This is a genomic window from Exiguobacterium sp. SH3S3, from assembly GCF_004337115.1.
Lineage (GTDB): Bacteria > Bacillota > Bacilli > Exiguobacteriales > Exiguobacteriaceae > Exiguobacterium > Exiguobacterium aurantiacum_A.
In genome coordinates this window covers 116,362-134,868 of sequence record NZ_SJUU01000009.1, presented here as the reverse complement: position 1 = coordinate 134,868, position 18,507 = coordinate 116,362, and the positions used below count along the sequence as shown (strand labels likewise).

Sequence of the window (18,507 nt, the reverse complement as noted above, 5' to 3'; positions counted from 1 at the left end):
GATGAGATTTCCCTTTGAGCAATCAAGAAAGACCCCTCAGAGACGATGAGGTAGATAGGTCATGGGTGGAAGCACGGCGACGTGTGGAGCTGAATGATACTAATCGGTCGAGGCTTTGATCTAGAAATGGTTTGTATTGATGAATCTTCAGTTTTGAGAGTTCAATCTCTTAAAAACATATTGACGTCACTGTTAAATGATGTTAATATAATACTTGTCTGGTGGCGATAGCGAAGCGGCCACACCCGTTCCCATGCCGAACACGGAAGTTAAGCGCTTCAGCGCCGAAAGTAGTTGGGGGTCTCCCCCTGTGAGGATAGGACGTTGCCAGGCAAGATCGTTCCGCAATAGCTCAGTGGTAGAGCAACCGGCTGTTAACCGGTAGGTCGTAGGTTCAAATCCTACTTGCGGAGCCACTTTTTCTCTTCTTTGGAGAGCTGTCCGAGTGGCCGAAGGAGCACGATTGGAATTCGTGTAGGCGGCACAACCGTCTCAAGGGTTCGAATCCCTTGCTCTCCGCCAGTTTATCCATACTAATTATGGCCCGTTGGTCAAGCGGTTAAGACACCGCCCTTTCACGGCGGTAACACGGGTTCGATTCCCGTACGGGTCACCATTTAATTTTTATATCGTCGCGGGGTGGAGCAGTCTGGTAGCTCGTTGGGCTCATAACCCAAAGGTCGTTGGTTCAAATCCAGCCCCCGCAATTAGCTTTGGTCCTGTGGTGTAGCGGTTAACATGTCTGCCTGTCACGCAGAAGATCGCGGGTTCGAATCCCGTCAGGACCGCCATTTTTTTATTTAACTAAATTACTACATACATGGCTTTGTAGCTCAGTTGGTAGAGCAAAGGACTGAAAATCCTTGTGTCGGCGGTTCGATTCCGTCCAAAGCCACCATGTGGGGGGGTAGCGAAGTGGCTAAACGCGGCGGACTGTAAATCCGCTCCCTCGGGTTCGGCGGTTCGAATCCGCCCCCCCCCACCACTTTAGGGGCATAGTTTAGCGGTAGAACTACGGTCTCCAAAACCGTCAGCGCGGGTTCGATTCCTGCTGCCCCTGTTTATTATGGCGATTGTGGCGAAGTGGTTAACGCACCGGATTGTGATTCCGGCATTCGAGGGTTCAATTCCCTTCAGTCGCCCCATTTTGTTGGGCTGTAGCCAAGTGGTAAGGCATCGGATTTTGATTCCGACATGCGTAGGTTCGATCCCTTCCAGCCCAGCCATTTTGCGGAAGTAGTTCAGTGGTAGAATACGACCTTGCCAAGGTCGGGGTCGCGGGTTCGAATCCCGTCTTCCGCTCCATTTAATCTCTTTGGCGCCATAGCCAAGTGGTAAGGCAGAGGACTGCAACTCCTCTATCGTCGGTTCGATTCCGACTGGCGCCTCCAACATAATATGCCGGTGTGGCGGAATTGGTAGACGCGCACGACTCAAAATCGTGTTCCTCTGGAGTGTCGGTTCGACTCCGACCACCGGTACTCTCTGCGGGTGTAGTTTAATGGTAAAACCTCAGCCTTCCAAGCTGATGACGAGAGTTCGATTCTCTTCACCCGCTTCATATCTCTCTGCCCTTAGTGGCGGGGAGATTTTTTGTATGCGAAAATAAGAAGAGTGAGGTGATGAATGGGATGACTCCTGAGATACTAAAACAACAGATTGTCGAGTACGCTGCGTCAATCGGGATCGATGAGTTGAAAGTGACGACGGCCGATCCGTTCATCGTCATGAAGCAACGGCTCATCAAACAACAAGAGAAAGGCTTCGCTTCAGGATTTGAAGAACCCGACCTTGATAAACGGACGACGCCTGAACTATTGTTAGAGGACGCCCAGTCGATCATTGCGATTGCGGTCGCCTACCCGAGCAAATTGAAAGATGCGCCCCGAAGCGTGGCAGGCGAACGGCGTGGGCTGTTCGCACGTGCCTCGTGGGGGCTTGATTATCATCGTGCCGTCGGCTCACGGCTTGAACAGCTTCAAGCGTATATCGAAGAACTCGTTCCCGGCGTCAAAACGCGCTCGATGGTCGACACGGGTGAACTTGTCGATCGGGCTGTGGCCGAACGGGCCGGAATCGGGTTTAGTGGGAAAAATTGCTCGATCATTTCGCCGGAGAAGGGATCTTACCTGTACTTGGGCGAGATGATTTTAGACACATATCTGCCGCCCGATACAGCAATCGAGGACGGGTGCGGGGACTGTGATAAGTGCATGACCGCCTGTCCGACGACGGCGCTCGTCGAACCGGGTGTGCTTGACGCCAAACGGTGCATCGCTTACTTGACCCAGATGAAGACGCTCATGCCGAGAGAGTTCCGCTCGAAGCTTGGCGGACGCCTTTACGGCTGTGATACGTGCCAACAAGTCTGTCCATATAACCGTAAGAAAGATTGGCGCCATCATGAAGAGCTGTTGCCGGAGGCAGAAGTCGTCAAACCGTTGCTCGAACCGCTGCTCAGCTTGAGTAACCGCGAGTTCAAGGCGAAGTTTGGTCACTTGTCCGGCTCGTGGCGCGGTAAGAAGCCTATTCAACGTAACGCGATCTTAGCGCTCGCGCATTATCGTGAACCGTCAGCCGTCTCGGTGCTCGAAACATTCATTCAAACCGATGAGCGTGAAGACATGCGGGCGACGGCTGTCTGGGCGATCGGTGCGATTCTCGGTACTGATGCCGAAGCAATCTATCAAGAGATCGAACGCGTAGAGCAATCAGAACTGGTTAAAGAAGAGATTCGTATATTCCGAGAGGAGTGGGAACGTGAAGACCGTGTCATCTAAATGGGGAACGTTATCATACGAATTAAATGAGCAGGGGAAATTAATTGCGTTAGATTTTGCGGAAACAGAACAGGCAGATGGGAGCGCACCGATGTGGCTCGTCGACATGATCGAACGGGTCGAACGGGAAGGACTCCAAGCAATTGACCGCGCCTGGATTGACATGAACGGGACGGTTTTCCAACAAGAAGTGTGGGATGCGCTGTTGACGATCCCGTCTGGTGAGACGCGGACGTATAAACAAATCGCGGAGCAGATCGGACGTCCGAAAGCAGTCCGTGCTGTCGGCCAGGCGTTGAACCGTAATCCGCTGCCTGTCATCTTCCCATGCCATCGTGTCGTCGGCAGCAGCGGACAGCTCACGGGTTTTGCGGGCGGGCTCGATCAAAAACAACGATTACTCGATATCGAACAAGTGAAGTGAGGAATAGATTATGGCTAACCATGTAGTAATGTTTCAACCGGAAATCCCGGCAAATACGGGCAACGTCTCGCGGACGTGTGCGGCAACGAACTCGGTGCTCCATCTGATTCGTCCGCTCGGCTTCTCGACGGATGACAAAATGTTAAAACGGGCCGGCCTCGACTATTGGCAGTTCGTTGACGTCCGTTACCATGACTCGCTTGACGAACTATGGGCACAACATCCGGACGGCGAGTTTTTCTATATTACAAAGTACGGCGAACAGTATCCGAGTGACCTTGACGTGTCTGACGTCGAGAAGGACTATTTCTTCGTCTTCGGACGTGAGACGAAAGGCTTGCCGATGGAAGTGATCGAGGACAACCTTGACCGCTGCATCCGCTTGCCCCAGTCAAACCTCGTCCGTTCGCTCAACGTCTCGAACACGGCGGCCATCATCGTCTATGAGGCGCTACGCCAACAAGGTTATGCGGGATTAAAGTAAGAAAAAAGAGCCCGATTCGTGAGAATCGCGGCTCTTATTGATTACCTTCAGGTTTTCTGTTGTATCCTGCTGTTAAGATCGCCGCAAGGAAGGCGACGCTGATTCCGACCATTAGTAATAATCCCATTTAAAAATCCCCCTTTTGTTCTCCGTGACTACGAATATTATAATATACTTGATAATAGATTTGCACTGAATATGAGAAATTCTTGTGAAATGAGAGCCGATATGAAAACAAATGTGTACTTGTTAAGCTACGCCCCGTTGATTGGGATCATTCTTTTTTCGATGTCACTCGCTATCGCCACATCTGAATACGCCATTCAATGGCTGACGCGTGTCGGGGTGTATAGTGAAATCATCGCGCTGTTGTCTGTCCAAGAGACGAAGATCCTCGTGCTCGTCATGTTCTTCACGATATACTTCATGCTGTTTAGCGCCTTTAAACTCGTCGCCGATACGTTTAACCAACTCGGTTTCGCATTTTTTGCGCGTGAGACGAACGGGAGCTCGCTCCATCGCTTAAAGCCAGGAGCGACAATTTTCTTGGTCGGTTCAGGTGTCAGTTTTTTGTTTTTGACTTCACTGCCGGCAGCGATTGCGGTCTTGCTTGGCACGTTTGTCGTCTATTTATTCTACTACATTTGGCAAGTCAGCCAGTTGATGTCGACACTTCGAGCAATCGGGCTCTTGTTGATTCAAGCGATGATGTGGGCGATTCTGTTAAGCGGGCTCGTTTGGGCGCTCCTCAGGCTGTTTAACTCGGTCGGGGATATCATCTTATGAACACTGTGACAGGAGAAGAGTGGCTGGTCCATCTGAAAACATACAGACAGACGAAACAAGGCTAGAGGACTCATCCTCTAGCCTTGTTTTTTAGCGATGCGCCTCTGTCCAAACGATAGCCGGGTACGCCCGGTTGGCAAGCTCCGGGAACGGACGCGGCGTGTCGGCACCGAGCCAGATTGCCGTGATCGTCTGATCGGTCAAGCCGACATACCACATGTCCTTATGCGAGTTGGTCGTGCCGGTCTTGCCTCCGACGTAAGGGCGCTTGATCTGGCCGGCGTAACGTCCCGTCCCGTACGTTGTGACGGCAGATAACGCTTCTTGCATCGCCGAGGCCGTCTCGTCCGACCAGACGGCTTGTTTCATCATGTCCGGGCTGATTGTCGGGACGCCCGAAGCAAAGCGGATTTCTTTAATCGTCTGACCAGATACGTACACACCTTTATTGAGAAAAGGCGTGTACGCGGCAGCGAGTTCCTTCGGAGATACTCCTTGTGTCAGACCGCCGAGCGCGCTCGCGAGATTGCTGTCCTTGGCTGGATCCCACTGGCTGAACATCATGTCGGCCGTCTCGTACGCTCGCTCTTGGTCGATCGCCGTGAACGCGGCGAGTGCCGGTGTGTTATACGAGTAAGCGATCGTATCTTGGAGCGTGACGTCGCCTAGGACACGGTTGCCGCTGTTCGTCGGGCAATACGTCCCGTAACAGACAGGTCGTCCGTCAAGCACCGTATCGAGCGTCGCTCCGGTCTCTTCGATGTAAGGCGCAAACACAAGGACAGGTTTTATAGCCGAGCCCGGCTGCCGGTACGCTTGGGTGGCCCGGTTGAATTCACCACTCTGCTTCATATCAGAATCGACGAGGGCGACGATGCGCCCGTTCGGCGTCAATTCGGCATAGCCCCCGTTCAAGCCGTTCGGTAAGCGGCTCATCACTTGTTTCGCTTGGTTTTGACGTTCGACGGACAAATACGTTTCGACTGTCGCTTTATTGCTCGCCAAGTAGTTTTTGGCCGCCTCTTCATCGAGGTCATAACGTGTACGGACGAGGCGGACCGCGTCTTTCATGACCGTGTCCATATAGTCTGGATAGCGGACTTTGTGGCTGCGATAAGAGGCCTTGAGTTTGACGCCGTGAAACGCATCATATGCTTGCTTTGATAGGACGCCCGCATCTCTCAATTGCGTGAGGATGCGATCTTTACGCTCGTAAAAGGCAGGCGACGGGTCAAGCGGATCGTAAAGGGACGGATTATTCGGCACGGTCAGCAAGTAAGCGATCTGGTTCCAGTTCAAATCGTCGAGTGGACGGGAGAAGTACGTATCGGCCGCCGACTGGATACCATAGACGTTATGACCGAAGAAAATGACGTTGCTGTAGGCGGTCATAATTTCTTTTTTACTATAATTTTTTTCAAGCGCTCGTGCGATCATTAATTCCTTTACTTTGCGCTCATACGTCCGTTCGTGCGTTAAATAAACGTTTCGGGCCAGTTGTTGGGTAATCGTGCTCCCGCCTTGGACCGACGATTCGTTGGCGTTATTGATGAACGCTCGGGCAATCCCTCCGAGGTCATAGCCGGGATGGGCGTTGAACTTCCGGTCCTCAATGACGATGATTGCTTCACGGATGTGATTCGGAAGCCCATTGACGGAGACGTCGTTGCGGCGACCGTTCAAGTACAGCTGTTCCGCCCCTCCTTTATAAGTGAGCGTGACAGCATGTTTCGATGAGAGCGGAGCGGAGCTGACGGCCTCTTCACCCCACTCGACAATCGTTTTCGCTTGGTCAATCTCTTCTTTTAAAGCTCCGCTGACTGTGAAGCCGACGGCAACCAATCCAGCAATAAACACAACCCCGAGCCATGCTCTCATCGTCTCACCTCTTTCTCTATTCATTATATCGTCAAACTTTCAATAAAACTCAAAATGTAAACGCTATCATATAATAATTTAAGCAGGAATACATTAGGAAACAGCGAAAAAGGGTATTAGAGGTTTATATTATGAATTTAGGAGGCAGTACTATGAAGCAAGAAATGGTTGCGATGCTCCTCGCTGGCGGGGAAGGCAAGAGACTTGGGCCTCTCACAAGAAAGACGGCAAAGCCTGCCGTCAACTTTGGAGGGAAGTACCGGATTATCGATTTCCCACTATCGAACTGTACGAATTCGGGAATCACGACAGTCGGTGTGTTGACACAATATGAGCCGTTAGAATTAAACCGTTACCTCGGCATCGGGTCTGCCTGGGATTTAGATCGCCGCAATGGCGGATTAGCTATCTTGCCGCCATACCAAGCTCAGTCGGGGAAAAACTGGTACGAAGGTACTGCGAATGCGATCTACCGGAACTTGAGCTATATCGATGACTACGATCCGGAGTACGTGTTGATCTTATCGGGAGATCACATTTACAAAATGGATTACGAGAAGATGCTCGATTTCCACAAAGAAAAACAAGCCGATGTGACGATTTCAGTCATGGCCGTCCCATGGGATGAAGCACCGCGCTTCGGAATCTTGAATACGAGCGATGATTTGCGTATTAACGAATTCGATGAAAAACCTGAGAAGCCGAAGAGCAACTTGGCGTCGATGGGGATCTATATCTTCAACTGGAAAGTGTTGCGCGAACACTTGATTCAAGACGCGGAAGACGAGACGTCAAGCTTTGACTTTGGGAAGAACATCATTCCAAACACGCTTATCGACGGATTGAACGTCTTCGCCTATAAATTCAAAGGCTACTGGAAAGACGTTGGTACGATCCAGTCACTATGGGAAGCGAACATGGACCTGCTCGAAGAAGATCCTCCGTTCGATTTATATGACCCAGACTTTAAAATTTACTCGGTCAACCCGAACCAAACGCCGCAATTCATCGGAAAAGATGCTTGTGTCGAGCAGTCGGTCATCAATGAAGGATGCCGAATCGAAGGAGAAGTCCAACATTCGGTCTTGTTCTATGACGTGCGTGTCGGTGAAGGGTCGCTTGTGAAAGACTCCGTCATCATGCCAGGGGCCCGCATCGGGAAAGACGTTACAATTCATAGAGCCATTGTCGCTAGCTGTGCCGTCATTGAAGACGGCGCGACAGTTGGTGAGCCGGGGGGTGACATCGTTGTCATCGAGCCGCATGAAAATATCGAAAGTGGAACAGTCTTCAAGCAACGTGCTTGATACTAAAATAGACCGACGCAAGGAGGCGTTATTGTTGACGAATGATTTGTTAGGAATCATCAACTTAGGTACCGAAGAAGGGTTATTCCCGGAGTTAACGGGACATCGCAACTTAGCATCTGTCCCGTTCTCGGGGCGCTATCGTCTCATCGACTTTACATTGACGAATATGATTACCCAAGGTATCGATCAAGTTGGGATTTTTACACTTGATAAGTATCGTTCTTTAATGGACCATGTAGGATCAGGCAAAGAGTGGGATCTTGACCGCTCACAAGGCGGATTGCATATCTTCCCGCCGGCGCTTAAACCGGATGGCGAAGCCTATCTCGGAGATTTAGCGAACTTCGCGATGCACCGGGAACACTTCGTGCGCAGCAAACAAGCTTACGTCGTCATTACCGGCTCGAACGTGTTGACGACAATCGATTATCAAAACATGCTCGAACATCATAAATCGATGGGTGCGGACATCACGCTCGCCTACACGGAGCATGAACAAAAATGTGGCTACTGTCGTCCGATTCGACTCGGGGAAAACGACCGTGTCGTCGGGATCGGGGAGCGCGGCTTTAGCCCGGACGATGAGCATGCATATACAGAAACGATCGTTATGTCGAAAAACTTATTCCTCCGCCTCGTCGATGAAGCGACGTCAAAAGGGGAGTATGACTTGTTAGACGGCGTTATTCGTCCTCAGCTCCACCGTCTCCACGTTCATGGATATCACTATACGGGTAAAACGCAGGTGATTCACTCGGTGCTTTCGTACTATAATGAAAGTATGCGCTTACTTCGCCAAGAAGGAATCATCTACGACTTCCCTCATATTTACACGAAGATCAAACATGAGCCGCCGACTCGCTACTTGAAAGGGGCGAAAGTGAATGAAGCGCTAGTCGCCAATGGATGTAAAATCAGTGGAGAAGTCCAAACTAGCATTTTGTTCCGGGGTGTGGTCATCAGTGAACATGCGCGCGTCAAAAATTCAATCATTTTATCCAAGTCGATCATCGAAGAAGGGGCTGTCGTCGAGAACGCCATTTTAGACAAAGAAGTGGTCGTGAAACGTGGACAGGTCATTCGTGGAACGGTCGATGAACCGATCGTCATCAGAAAACGGACAACGGTTTAAAGGAGGATATTATGAAAATATGGTATGTCGCTTCAGAAGCGGCACCGTTCATGAAAACGGGGGGGCTTGCCGATGTGATTGGCTCGCTCCCTCAAGCGGTGTCTAGCCTTGGTGAAGATGTCAGTGTCGTAATGCCGAAGTATGGCTCGATTGCACAAGAATATGTCGATGAGATGGAATATTTATTCGATTTGATCGTCCCGGTCGGCTGGCGTAAGCAGTTCGGGGCCGTCTTGAAGTTAGAGCGCGACGGGATCACGTATTACTTTATCGATAACGAGTACTATTTTAATCGCGAAGGCGTGCTCTACGGTCATTACGATGATGCAGAACGATTCGCCTTTTTCTCCCGAGCCGTCCTTGAGATGATCGGGCAGATTGAAGAAGTTCCGGACGTGTTGCACTGCCACGATTGGCAGACGGGTGTCCTTCCGGCGTTTCTACGAATCCATTATCAACACATCGAAGCGTACCAAAAGATTCGAACGGTCTTTACTATCCATAACCTGCAATACCAGGGGATCTTCCCGGAAGCTGTGCTTGGTGAACTGCTGCAGTTTGGGCACGAGCATTTCACGGCAGAGGGCATCCAACATAACGGCCTCGTCAATTACATGAAGGCCGGTATCGTCCATTCCGACCAAATCACGACGGTGAGTCCATCTTATCGCGATGAGATCATGGAACCTTACTATGGCGAAGGTTTAGATGCGGCACTGCGCCACCGTGCCGTCGACGTCCGCGGCATCTTGAACGGTCTCGATTTGGCGACGAACGACCCGAGCACGGACAAACGAATCGCACAAACGTATGATCTCGATACGGTCAAAACAGGGAAGCTTGCCAACAAGCGCATGCTTCAAGAACGGTACGGTCTCGAAGTGCGTGATGATATCATGTTGATCGGATTCGTGAGTCGTCTCGTCGAGCAAAAAGGTCTCGATTTGATTCATGCGGTGAACCATGAGTTGGGGAATTTGGACTGTCAGTTCGTCTTCCTTGGATCGGGTCAACCTGAATATGAGGCGATTGTTCATGAGATGACGGCAGCCCATCCTGGGAAAATCGGGTCGTATATCGGGTTCGATATCGAACTGGCCCACTTGATCTATGCGGGATCAGACGCCTTCTTGATGCCATCTCGATTCGAACCGTGCGGCCTTAGCCAATTGATCTCGATGCGTTATGGAACGCTTCCGATCGTTCGTGAGACAGGCGGACTCCGAGACACGGTCAAACCTTACAATGATTATACGCAAGAAGGGACTGGCTTCGGTTTCTTGAACTACAACGCTCACGAGATGCTCGCGACGATTGAAAAATCAATTCGTGTCTTCTACGAGGATAACACTTGGAATGCGCTCGTCCATCAAGCGATGACTTCGGACTTCAGCTGGAAACAATCCGCTAAGCAATACCGTGAGTTATATCACCTATTCGCATGACTGGAAGGAGATTTACACATATATGTTTACAGATAAACAGAGCTTCGTCACTTCGTTTCAAGAAAGATTCGTCGCCTTAAACGGGAAATCGTTCGATGAAGGGACCGAGCAGGAAGTGTATCAAACGTTGGCAACGATGGTGCGTGAACAAGCGATTCCGAAATGGATCAACACACGCGACAAGCAAGAAGCCAAACAGAGCAAGCAAGTCATCTATTTCTCGCTCGAGTTTTTGTTAGGCCGCTTCCTCTATAACAACTTACTCAGTATGGATGTTTTAGAAGTTGTCCAAGAAGGACTTGAAGAACTCGGTTTTGATTTCACGGAAATCACGGAGTTCGAGCCGGAACCTGGACTCGGTAATGGTGGACTGGGCCGTCTGGCCGCTTGTTTCCTCGATTCACTTGCCGCGCTCAGTCTGCCCGGTCACGGTAACGGGATTCGTTATCGTTACGGTTTGTTCAAACAAAAAATCGTCGACGGCTATCAAGTCGAGTTGCCGGACAACTGGCTCCGAGACGGAAATATGTGGGAGACGCGCCGTGCCGATCGTGCGGTTGACGTGAATTTTGGGGGCTGGATCGAGATGAAGCAGATCGGAGACCGTCTCCGTGTCGTTCATCACCCAGACGAAGTCGTACGCGCCGTCCCATACGATATGCCGATCATCGGTTACAAGAACGACGTTGTGAACACGCTCCGGCTTTGGAATGCGGAGTCGCCATTTGATGACGAAGAGTATATGGAACGCACGAAAGGGTCGTACAAAGACTTGTTGAAACACAAGCAGTCGATTGCGACGATCTCGGAGTTCCTTTATCCGGACGACACGACGTATGAAGGTAAAGTGCTCCGTTTGAAACAACAGTACTTCTTCGTGTCAGCGGGTGTCCAATCGATGATCGCGTCTTACTTGCGACACAACAAATCACTCAAACATTTAGGCGACTACTACGCTGTCCACATTAACGATACCCACCCGGTCGTCGCGATCCCTGAACTGATGCGGATTTTGATGGATGATCACGGATATGGCTGGGATGAGGCGTGGCGCGTGACGAAGAGTGTCATGTCGTTCACAAACCATACACTTCTCGCCGAGGCGCTTGAAAAGTGGCCGGTCGAGATGTACGAGCGTCTATTACCACGAATCTATCAAATCATTAATGAAATCAACCGTCGTTTCTGTAGAGACGTGCTCGTCAATTATCCACACCTTGAACCGCATATGGGTGAGATTGCGATCGTCTCGAACAATTACATTAACATGGCAAACCTTGCCGTCGTCGGGTCACATTCGACGAACGGGGTCGCCCGTATTCATACAGATATTTTAAAACAACGCGAGATGCGCCACTTGTACGAAATGTTCCCGCTTCGTTTCAATAACAAGACGAACGGCATCACGCATCGCCGTTGGCTCTTGAAATCAAATCCACGTCTATCGAACTTGATCACGGACGCAATCGGTCCGTCATGGATCGAGCACCCGAACGATCTTGAGAAGTTGATGGGCGTCTCGAAAGATACGAGCTTCCAGGAGCAAGTGATGGAAGTAAAACAACAAAATAAACTCGACTTAGCGGCTTACATTCAAGATGAGACGGGAATCAGTGTCGACCCGAACTCGATTTTCGATGTTCAAGTCAAACGTCTGCACGCGTACAAGCGTCAGCTCATGAACGCGATGCATATTCACGCGCTCTATCAAAAGATTCAAGCAGACCCGACGTTCACAATGGTCCCACGGACGTTCATCTTCGGAGCGAAAGCGGCGCCAGGTTATTATTACGCGAAAGAAGTCATCCGCTACATCAATGCCCTCGCGTCGATGATTAACAAGGACAAACGGGCGAGTCAGTTCATCAAGATCGTTTTTCTTGAGAACTACCGCGTCTCGATGGCCGAACGGATCTTCCCGGGCTCGGACGTTAGTGAACAGATCTCGACGGCGAGCTACGAGGCGTCAGGAACCGGAAACATGAAGTTCATGATGAACGGAGCGCTCACAATCGGTACGCTTGACGGGGCGAACATCGAGATTCGCGATGCGGTCAGTGACGACCATATCTTCATTTTCGGATTGGCGCCGCAAGAAGTCATGAACTATAAGAAATTCGGCGGGTATCATGCGGCCGACATTTATCATGCCAACACCGAAGTACGTAACGTCGTCGACAGTCTCGTCAACGGGACGTTCGATAAGGTCGGGGAGTATCAATTCCAAGCGATCTTTGATTCGCTTCTCGTCTATAACGATGACTTCCTCGTCTTGAAAGACTTTATGTCCTACATGCAGGCACAGCGACGCGTCGATGAAGCGTTCGCAGATAAGGCGCGTTGGGCGGAAAGTTCAATCGTCAATACGGCTAAGTCTGGTATTTTCTCGAGTGACCGCACCATCACGGAATATGCGAACGCGGTTTGGAACATCAAGCCGACGAGTGTGAATTGAACTACCCCCACCTAGGCCTTGCTTAGAGGTGGAGGATTCCTGAGTTATCCGGCCTAACGACCGGAACATTATCAGGCTACCCCCGTTGTCCCGACGGTTGAAAGTTGATCTTGTTCGTTTCTTTAGTGCGGATGCCTACTTTGCTTGGTTTTCGCTACTTCGGTCATCCGCTAGGTGAACGTTGAAGATTTTACGTGACAGACGAACTTCCTGTCACAACCCTATATCTTCAGTTTTCAAGGAACGTGACACTTATTTTTTACCGGATTTCAGGAAGTTCAAACACGATGTCGAACCATTGACGTATCGAAAGACACGCCTGGTTCGAAGGCGATTCATCTCCCACTTTCACTAGGGCTTCGCCCGCGTCGTTTAGAAGTGGGAGTATTCTCGCCTAATTTTGATAAAAAAATCCACCCGTTATGGGTGGACCTTGTTGTCTGGATAACTGATCCAGTCAGAGTATGAACCGGGATAGAGACGGACATCGTCTTTACCGAGCGCGTGCAACGCCAAAATGTTCACGCAAGCGGTGACACCGCTGCCGCAATAAAAAATCGGGTTCGGGACATCGAGCACGTTGGTGTAAAGTTCGCGCAAATCGTGAAAGTCTTGAAGCGTCCCGAGCTCCGTGACAGCGTCTACGTATGGGCAGAGCAGGGCGTTCGGAATATGCCCGGCTTTTTTATCGATCGGTTCGTGGCTTCCGTCGTAACGGTCGGCCGTTCTTGAGTCATATAGGCCGCCTGTTGTCGTTGCGGCGCGCACGTCTTCGATCGTGGCGATCATATCGTCGTGGAAATCAGGGACGTATGTCGAAGCAGGGTACGTCGGAATCTCGGTCGTTGTCTCACCACAGTAAGTGATGCCGGCCTGAATTCCGCCTTCGAGCACGATGACGCGCTCATGGCCGGCCCACTTGAATAACCACCAAGCACGTGCGGCGTATGGGAAACCGTCGTCGTAAATAATGATCAAGTCGTCCTTTTGGATGCCGATGCGTCGGAGCGTCTCCGTCCACGCTGCTTTTGACGGGAGCGGGTGACGTCCGCCGTGAACGGACACAGGGCCTGACAAGTCTTCCATCAAGTCGAGATGGACGGCATTCGGGAGATGTCCTTGACGGTACACGTATTTTCCGTATGAAGCGTCGTTCAATGAATAGCGGCAATCAATAAATCGGATTGAGTCCGTATGGACGATTTGTTTCAATTCTTGGGCACGCATAGTTGGAAACATAGTATCACCTCGAAGTTTCGTTACTCCCATCGTATACAAGATGGAACAAATTGGCGAGTACTTCGATTGAATTTGAACGTCGAAAGGGGAATTGACCATGGCATGGCAACAAACATATGAGCGTTGGAATCAATATGAGGAACTTGAACCTTATCTTCGGACCGAATTAGACGAGATGGCAAAAAATGAGACGACACTCGAAGAAGCGTTTTATAAGACGCTTGAATTCGGAACGGGTGGTATGCGCGGTGAGATCGGACCAGGTGCCAATCGAATGAACGTCTATACGATTCGTAAAGCGGCACAAGGATTTGCCGACTTTATTTCGGCGTCAGGCGAGGAAGCGAAACGGCACGGTGTCGTCATCGCCCATGATCCACGTCACTACTCACCTGAATTCGCGCTCGAGGCGGCACGAACGTTTGCATCGAACGGGATCAAGACTTACTTGTTCCCGAGCTTACGGACAACGCCAGAGCTGTCATTCGCCGTCAGACGCTTAGGCGCGTTTGGAGGAGTCGTCATCACGGCGAGTCATAACCCGCCTGAGTATAACGGCTTTAAAGTGTATGGCGCCGACGGCGGGCAATTACCGCCGGCCGAGGCGGACGAGCTCGTGTCTTACGTCAACGCGATCGAGGACGAGTTAAGCATCCCGGTCCAAGACGAAGCAACACTCCGCGCCGACGGGACGCTCGTCACTGTCGATGAGTCTGTCGATGCTGCTTATTTGGAAGCTCTTCAAGCGATTCGAATCCATAAGGACGTCCCAACAGACGCCCTGAAAATCGTCTTCTCGCCCCTTCATGGCACGGGACGTCGCCCAATTATGGAAGGACTCAAGGCGTACGGGTTTGACCATGTTACGATCGTCGAAGAGCAAGCCGAACCAGACGGCGCGTTCCCGACGGTCAGTTCCCCGAACCCGGAAGAGCGAGCGGCGTTCAAGCTGGCGATGGAATATGGTGACCGTGTCAGCGCTGATCTGCTCATGGCGACCGATCCCGATGGTGACCGCGTCGGCTTCACCGTGCGTGACCGCGACGGGGAATGGTTCGTCTTGACGGGGAACCAGACCGGAGCGCTCTTGATGGATTACATCCTATCGCAAAAAGTCGAGACCGGCACGCTGCCAGCGAACGGATTCGTCGCGAAAACGATCGTCACGTCCGAGCTCGGGGCGGCCATCGCCAAAGCGTATGGCGTGCATCTCGAGAACACGCTCACCGGCTTTAAATTCATCGGTGAGAAGATTAAACAGTATGAGGAGTCAGGTGAGTACGAGTTCTTGTTCGGTTATGAAGAGAGCTACGGTTATTTGATCGGCGACTTCTGCCGTGATAAAGACGCTGTTCAGGCGTGCGTGCTCGGCGCCGAGATGGCAGCTTTCCATAAGGCGCAGGGGCGAACGTTGTATGACGCGCTCCAAGCGATTTATGAGAAGTATGGCTTTTATGAGGAATCGCTTCAATCGATGACGTTGAAAGGGAAAGCCGGGCTTGAACAGATCGGCCGGATGATGGAAGCGTTCCGTGCCAACCCGCCGCAAGAAGTTGCCGGCTATGAAGTCGTCCGCTTCGAGGATTACAAGCAACAAGTCGCAACCGAGCTTCGTCAAAATACGACCGAGGACATCGACTTGCCGTCTTCGAACGTGCTCAAATTCGTCTTCGAGGACGGGTCATGGTTCTGTCTCCGCCCGTCTGGCACAGAGCCAAAGATCAAGTTCTATTTCAGTGTTCACGCGGATAGTGCCGAGACGACGACGGCGAAACGTGAAGCGATTGAACGAGACGTTATGAAGCAAGCAAAAGCAATCGACTGACTAGTGTACCACCGCTCAACTGGGAGCGGTGGTTTTTGTTTGACTTCTTTTAACCTCGTCAGTATGATGAGTATATTGCTCAAAACCATGTAATCATATAAGGATTATCAGGAAGGCGGAAATAACATGAAAAAATCATTAACGGCAGTTCTCGCAATCGGCGCATCGTTCGGGGTGCTCGCAGCTTGCGGTACAGAGACGGACAGTGGATCTGAAGAAACAGTCATCACAGTCGGGACGGAAGCGACATACCCGCCATTCACGTACAAAGATAAAGGTGAAATCACAGGGTATGACATCGACGTGTTGAACGAAGCGGCAGAACGTGCCGGCTATACGGTCGAATATGAGCCGATGGACTTCAAAGGACTCGTCCCGGCACTCGATGCGGAACGCATCGATATGATCGCGAACCAGATGAGCATCACACCGGAGCGTGAAGAGAAGTATGCGTTCTCGGATACGTACGCGGTCTCAGGTGCACAAGTCATCGTCGCTTCAGATAATGAAGACATCCAAGGCATCGACGACCTTGACGGCAAAGTCGTCGGTTCGACGCAAGGATCGGTCTATGCCCAGATGGCTGAAGAAGCTGGTGCTGAAGTGAAGTTCTACAAAGGCGCGAACCAAGTGCTGCAAGACCTTCAAGTCGGACGTCTTGACGCAGCGCTCAACGATCGTCTCTTCATCTTTTCAGAGCTCGAGAAGACAGGTTATGACGTGAAAGCGGTCGGTGACGTCTTCAACAAGAGCGAGGCGGGTTATATGACGCGTCAAGACAGCGACGTGCTCGACCAGTTGAACGAGGCGCTTGCTGAAATGAAAGAAGACGGAACGATGGCTGAAATCGGTGAGAAGTACTTTGGTGAGGACATCAGTCAATGAATGAACTGATCACGACCGTCATCGAGAACCGTTCGGCCTATATCGAAGCCGTACAATTGACGTTGATCGCCAGTATCCTGTCGATTATCCTCGCCTTGGTGCTCGGTCTGATCATCGCGTTACTTCACAGCAGTCCAATCAAAGTGTTGCGGTTGTTCACTCGGACGTACACCTCGTTCTTCCGGGGTACGCCGCTGCTCTTACAACTCCTCATCTTGTACGTCGGATTGACCGGGTTCGTCCAACTGAGTGGGATGCAGGCGCTCATCTTCGGATTGGGTCTGCACTTTGCGGCTTATATCTCGGAGGCGTTCCGGGCAGCCATCAATTCGGTCGATCGCGGACAAGTCGAGGCGAGTGTCGCCCTCGGGATCCCGCGGGCAAAACGTTTTAAAGACATTATCTTCCCACAAGCGTTATCACGGGCCATACCCCCGGTGTCGAACTCGGTGATTGATATCATCAAGTCGACGTCGCTCGGGTCGGTCATCGCCGTGCAGGAGTTGACGTACGTCTCAGACCAGATTGCAGCGACGACCTACTTGGTCATGCCGCTCCTCTTGTTCTCGGCCTCGATCTATTGGATCTTGTCGACACTCATTCAAGCAGGGCAGCATCGGCTCGAACGTCGTTATGCGACCCGCTAAACGAAAAATCCCCTCGATTCCAAGAATCGAGGGGATTTTGTATTAACGGATGACGAGCTCTGTCTCAGTGTCGAAGAAGTGTGCTTTCGTCATGTCGAGCGCGAGTTCTACGTCGTCACCCATGCGGATGTTCGAGCGGCCGTCGATGCGGGCCGTGAACTGGTGTCCGCCGAGCTCGGCGTAAAGGTACGACTCGGCACCCATGAGTTCAGATACGTCGATGTGTGTTTGGAACGTGTGTGTTGTCGGAGAGTCGATGTAGATCGGCTCATCGTGGATCGATTCTGGACGAATCCCGAGGATGAGCTCTTTACCGATGTAGCCGCGGTCGCGAAGACCTTTCATCTTGCCTTCAGGCACGTTGATTTCTTCGCCGTTCACGACGAACTTGCCGTCTGCGAGTGTTCCGCGGAAGAAGTTCATCGAAGGTGAACCGATGAAGCCGGCAACGAAGATGTTATCTGGGTTGTCGTATACTTCTTTCGGCGAACCGACTTGTTGGATGATCCCGTCTTTCATGATGACGATACGAGTCGCGAGTGTCATCGCTTCCGTTTGGTCATGGGTAACGTAGATCGTCGTCGTATCGAGACGGTTGTGCAACTGGATGATCTCTTTACGCATTTGTACGCGAAGTTTTGCATCCAAGTTTGAGAGCGGCTCATCCATCAAGAACACTTTCGCGTCACGAACGATAGCGCGACCGATGGCGACACGTTGGCGCTGACCACCTGAGAGTGCCTTCGGTTTACGTTGGAGGTATTCTTCAAGTCCGAGGATGCGAGCCGCATCTTGGACGCGACGGTCGATCTCTTCTTTCGGGAACTTCCGAAGCTTCAAACCGAATGCCATGTTGTCATAGACGCTCATGTGCGGGTAGAGGGCATAGTTTTGGAAGACCATCGCGATGTCGCGGTCTTTCGGCGCCACGTCGTTCATGCGTTTGCCGTCGATGATGAAGTCGCCGCTCGAGATTTCTTCGAGTCCTGCGATCATGCGAAGTGTTGTCGATTTACCGCAACCAGACGGTCCGACGAAAACGATGAACTCCCGGTCTTTAATGTGCAAGTTGAAGTCGCTGACGGCTTTCCCGTCACCACCGTCGTATATTTTATCAATGTGATTCAATTGAATTTCTGCCATTGTCGTTAGCCTCCTGAGAATGTGTTCTTGTATAATAGCGCTTACAAGATTGATTATAAGATGAAACCGCTTGC

The 18,507-nt window shown here is 51.2% G+C and carries 14 protein-coding genes, 14 tRNA genes and 2 rRNA genes; 27 read left to right on the top strand and 3 right to left on the bottom strand.

From position 1 onward, the window contains the following. The 20 genes from EVJ28_RS10105 to EVJ28_RS10010 all read left to right on the top strand — a co-directional run. Positions 1–123: ribosomal RNA gene (locus tag EVJ28_RS10105) — 23S ribosomal RNA — on the top strand; the annotation flags it as partial. A gap of 94 nt (positions 124–217) precedes the next feature. After that, positions 218–333, top strand: a 5S ribosomal RNA gene (rrf, locus tag EVJ28_RS10100). Positions 334–341: 8 nt separating this feature from the next. Next, positions 342–416, top strand: a tRNA-Asn gene (locus tag EVJ28_RS10095). 15 nt (positions 417–431) lie between these two features. Continuing rightward, positions 432–522, top strand: a tRNA-Ser gene (locus EVJ28_RS10090). Positions 523–541: 19 nt separating this feature from the next. Then, positions 542–616, top strand: a tRNA-Glu gene (locus EVJ28_RS10085). Between the two features lie 17 nt (positions 617–633). Then, positions 634–707, top strand: a tRNA-Met gene (locus EVJ28_RS10080). Positions 708–715: 8 nt separating this feature from the next. Then, positions 716–791: transfer RNA gene (locus EVJ28_RS10075), tRNA-Asp, on the top strand. Between the two features lie 31 nt (positions 792–822). Beyond that, positions 823–898: transfer RNA gene (locus EVJ28_RS10070), tRNA-Phe, on the top strand. 3 nt (positions 899–901) lie between these two features. Beyond that, positions 902–985, top strand: a tRNA-Tyr gene (locus tag EVJ28_RS10065). A gap of 4 nt (positions 986–989) precedes the next feature. After that, positions 990–1,060: transfer RNA gene (locus EVJ28_RS10060), tRNA-Trp, on the top strand. Positions 1,061–1,069: 9 nt separating this feature from the next. Beyond that, positions 1,070–1,145: transfer RNA gene (locus EVJ28_RS10055), tRNA-His, on the top strand. Between the two features lie 6 nt (positions 1,146–1,151). Further along, a tRNA-Gln gene (locus tag EVJ28_RS10050) sits at positions 1,152–1,226 on the top strand. A gap of 4 nt (positions 1,227–1,230) precedes the next feature. Beyond that, positions 1,231–1,305: transfer RNA gene (locus EVJ28_RS10045), tRNA-Gly, on the top strand. Between the two features lie 12 nt (positions 1,306–1,317). Next, positions 1,318–1,391: transfer RNA gene (locus EVJ28_RS10040), tRNA-Cys, on the top strand. 9 nt (positions 1,392–1,400) lie between these two features. Continuing rightward, positions 1,401–1,481 (top strand) — tRNA-Leu (locus EVJ28_RS10035). 6 nt (positions 1,482–1,487) lie between these two features. After that, a tRNA-Gly gene (locus EVJ28_RS10030) sits at positions 1,488–1,558 on the top strand. A 73-nt stretch (positions 1,559–1,631) separates the two neighbouring features. After that, positions 1,632–2,780 (top strand): tRNA epoxyqueuosine(34) reductase QueG, encoded by a 1,149-nt coding sequence (gene queG / locus EVJ28_RS10025; RefSeq protein ID WP_071399198.1) that lies wholly within the window; start codon positions 1,632–1,634, stop codon positions 2,778–2,780. Next, entirely contained in the window at positions 2,770–3,204 is a 435-nt protein-coding gene (locus EVJ28_RS10020; RefSeq protein WP_131458163.1) for a methylated-DNA--[protein]-cysteine S-methyltransferase, read from the top strand. Before queG ends, EVJ28_RS10020 begins: the two co-directional genes overlap by 11 nt. A 10-nt stretch (positions 3,205–3,214) precedes the next feature. Beyond that, on the top strand, positions 3,215–3,688 hold the full coding sequence (gene trmL / locus EVJ28_RS10015) for a tRNA (uridine(34)/cytosine(34)/5-carboxymethylaminomethyluridine(34)-2'-O)-methyltransferase TrmL (protein WP_131458153.1): 474 nt from the start codon (positions 3,215–3,217) through the stop codon (positions 3,686–3,688). 228 nt (positions 3,689–3,916) lie between these two features. Beyond that, a complete protein-coding gene (locus tag EVJ28_RS10010) occupies positions 3,917–4,474 on the top strand; it encodes a DUF5366 family protein (RefSeq protein WP_131441616.1) in 558 nt (185 codons plus the stop codon). Positions 4,475–4,564: 90 nt separating this feature from the next. Here EVJ28_RS10010 and EVJ28_RS10005 read toward each other — a convergent pair whose 3' ends face one another. Beyond that, positions 4,565–6,352, bottom strand: a complete 1,788-nt coding sequence (locus EVJ28_RS10005; protein WP_236634124.1) for a transglycosylase domain-containing protein — start codon at positions 6,350–6,352, stop codon at positions 4,565–4,567. A gap of 152 nt (positions 6,353–6,504) precedes the next feature. Between EVJ28_RS10005 and EVJ28_RS10000 the strand changes: the two genes are divergently transcribed. From EVJ28_RS10000 to EVJ28_RS09985, 4 genes are read left to right on the top strand one after another with little or no spacing between them, the layout of a single operon-like run. Further along, positions 6,505–7,659 carry a glucose-1-phosphate adenylyltransferase gene (locus EVJ28_RS10000; protein ID WP_131458149.1) on the top strand — a complete coding sequence of 385 codons (1,155 nt, stop codon included), beginning with the start codon at positions 6,505–6,507 and terminating at the stop codon, positions 7,657–7,659. Between the two features lie 34 nt (positions 7,660–7,693). Beyond that, positions 7,694–8,794, top strand: a complete 1,101-nt coding sequence (gene glgD / locus EVJ28_RS09995) for a glucose-1-phosphate adenylyltransferase subunit GlgD (RefSeq protein ID WP_131458147.1) — start codon at positions 7,694–7,696, stop codon at positions 8,792–8,794. 11 nt (positions 8,795–8,805) lie between these two features. Next, a complete protein-coding gene (gene glgA / locus EVJ28_RS09990; RefSeq protein WP_131458145.1) occupies positions 8,806–10,239 on the top strand; it encodes a glycogen synthase GlgA in 1,434 nt (477 codons plus the stop codon). Between the two features lie 22 nt (positions 10,240–10,261). Next, a complete protein-coding gene (locus tag EVJ28_RS09985) occupies positions 10,262–12,694 on the top strand; it encodes a glycogen/starch/alpha-glucan phosphorylase (protein ID WP_131470768.1) in 2,433 nt (810 codons plus the stop codon). Positions 12,695–13,114: 420 nt separating this feature from the next. On the opposite strand, the gene EVJ28_RS09980 is transcribed toward EVJ28_RS09985, so the two are convergent. Continuing rightward, a complete protein-coding gene (locus EVJ28_RS09980) occupies positions 13,115–13,933 on the bottom strand; it encodes a sulfurtransferase (RefSeq protein ID WP_236634123.1) in 819 nt (272 codons plus the stop codon). 97 nt (positions 13,934–14,030) lie between these two features. On the opposite strand from EVJ28_RS09980, the gene EVJ28_RS09975 reads away from it, so the two are divergent. From EVJ28_RS09975 to EVJ28_RS09965, 3 genes are all read left to right on the top strand, one after another. After that, positions 14,031–15,758, top strand: coding sequence for a phospho-sugar mutase (locus EVJ28_RS09975; protein WP_131468828.1), 1,728 nt, complete (start codon positions 14,031–14,033; stop codon positions 15,756–15,758). Between the two features lie 126 nt (positions 15,759–15,884). Continuing rightward, positions 15,885–16,643, top strand: a complete 759-nt coding sequence (locus EVJ28_RS09970) for a transporter substrate-binding domain-containing protein (protein WP_131458139.1) — start codon at positions 15,885–15,887, stop codon at positions 16,641–16,643. Further along, positions 16,640–17,290 (top strand): amino acid ABC transporter permease, encoded by a 651-nt coding sequence (locus EVJ28_RS09965; protein ID WP_131458137.1) that lies wholly within the window; start codon positions 16,640–16,642, stop codon positions 17,288–17,290. Before EVJ28_RS09970 ends, EVJ28_RS09965 begins: the two co-directional genes overlap by 4 nt. A gap of 42 nt (positions 17,291–17,332) precedes the next feature. Here the strand turns inward: EVJ28_RS09965 and EVJ28_RS09960 are convergent, their stop codons facing one another. Next, positions 17,333–18,433, bottom strand: coding sequence for an ABC transporter ATP-binding protein (locus tag EVJ28_RS09960; protein WP_131458135.1), 1,101 nt, complete (start codon positions 18,431–18,433; stop codon positions 17,333–17,335). Positions 18,434–18,507 lie beyond the last annotated feature (74 nt).

Coding starts and splice junctions, on each gene's coding strand:
- queG (WP_071399198.1), top strand. CDS start 1,632: ATGACTCCTGAGATACTAAAACAACAGATTGTCGAGTACGCTGCGTCA.
- EVJ28_RS09960 (WP_131458135.1), bottom strand. CDS start 18,433: ATGGCAGAAATTCAATTGAATCACATTGATAAAATATACGACGGTGGT.
- EVJ28_RS10005 (WP_236634124.1), bottom strand. CDS start 6,352: ATGAGAGCATGGCTCGGGGTTGTGTTTATTGCTGGATTGGTTGCCGTC.
- EVJ28_RS10000 (WP_131458149.1), top strand. CDS start 6,505: ATGAAGCAAGAAATGGTTGCGATGCTCCTCGCTGGCGGGGAAGGCAAG.
- glgA (WP_131458145.1), top strand. CDS start 8,806: ATGAAAATATGGTATGTCGCTTCAGAAGCGGCACCGTTCATGAAAACG.
- EVJ28_RS10010 (WP_131441616.1), top strand. CDS start 3,917: ATGAAAACAAATGTGTACTTGTTAAGCTACGCCCCGTTGATTGGGATC.
- EVJ28_RS09980 (WP_236634123.1), bottom strand. CDS start 13,933: ATGTTTCCAACTATGCGTGCCCAAGAATTGAAACAAATCGTCCATACG.
- EVJ28_RS09975 (WP_131468828.1), top strand. CDS start 14,031: ATGGCATGGCAACAAACATATGAGCGTTGGAATCAATATGAGGAACTT.
- EVJ28_RS09985 (WP_131470768.1), top strand. CDS start 10,262: ATGTTTACAGATAAACAGAGCTTCGTCACTTCGTTTCAAGAAAGATTC.
- EVJ28_RS09970 (WP_131458139.1), top strand. CDS start 15,885: ATGAAAAAATCATTAACGGCAGTTCTCGCAATCGGCGCATCGTTCGGG.
- trmL (WP_131458153.1), top strand. CDS start 3,215: ATGGCTAACCATGTAGTAATGTTTCAACCGGAAATCCCGGCAAATACG.
- EVJ28_RS09965 (WP_131458137.1), top strand. CDS start 16,640: ATGAATGAACTGATCACGACCGTCATCGAGAACCGTTCGGCCTATATC.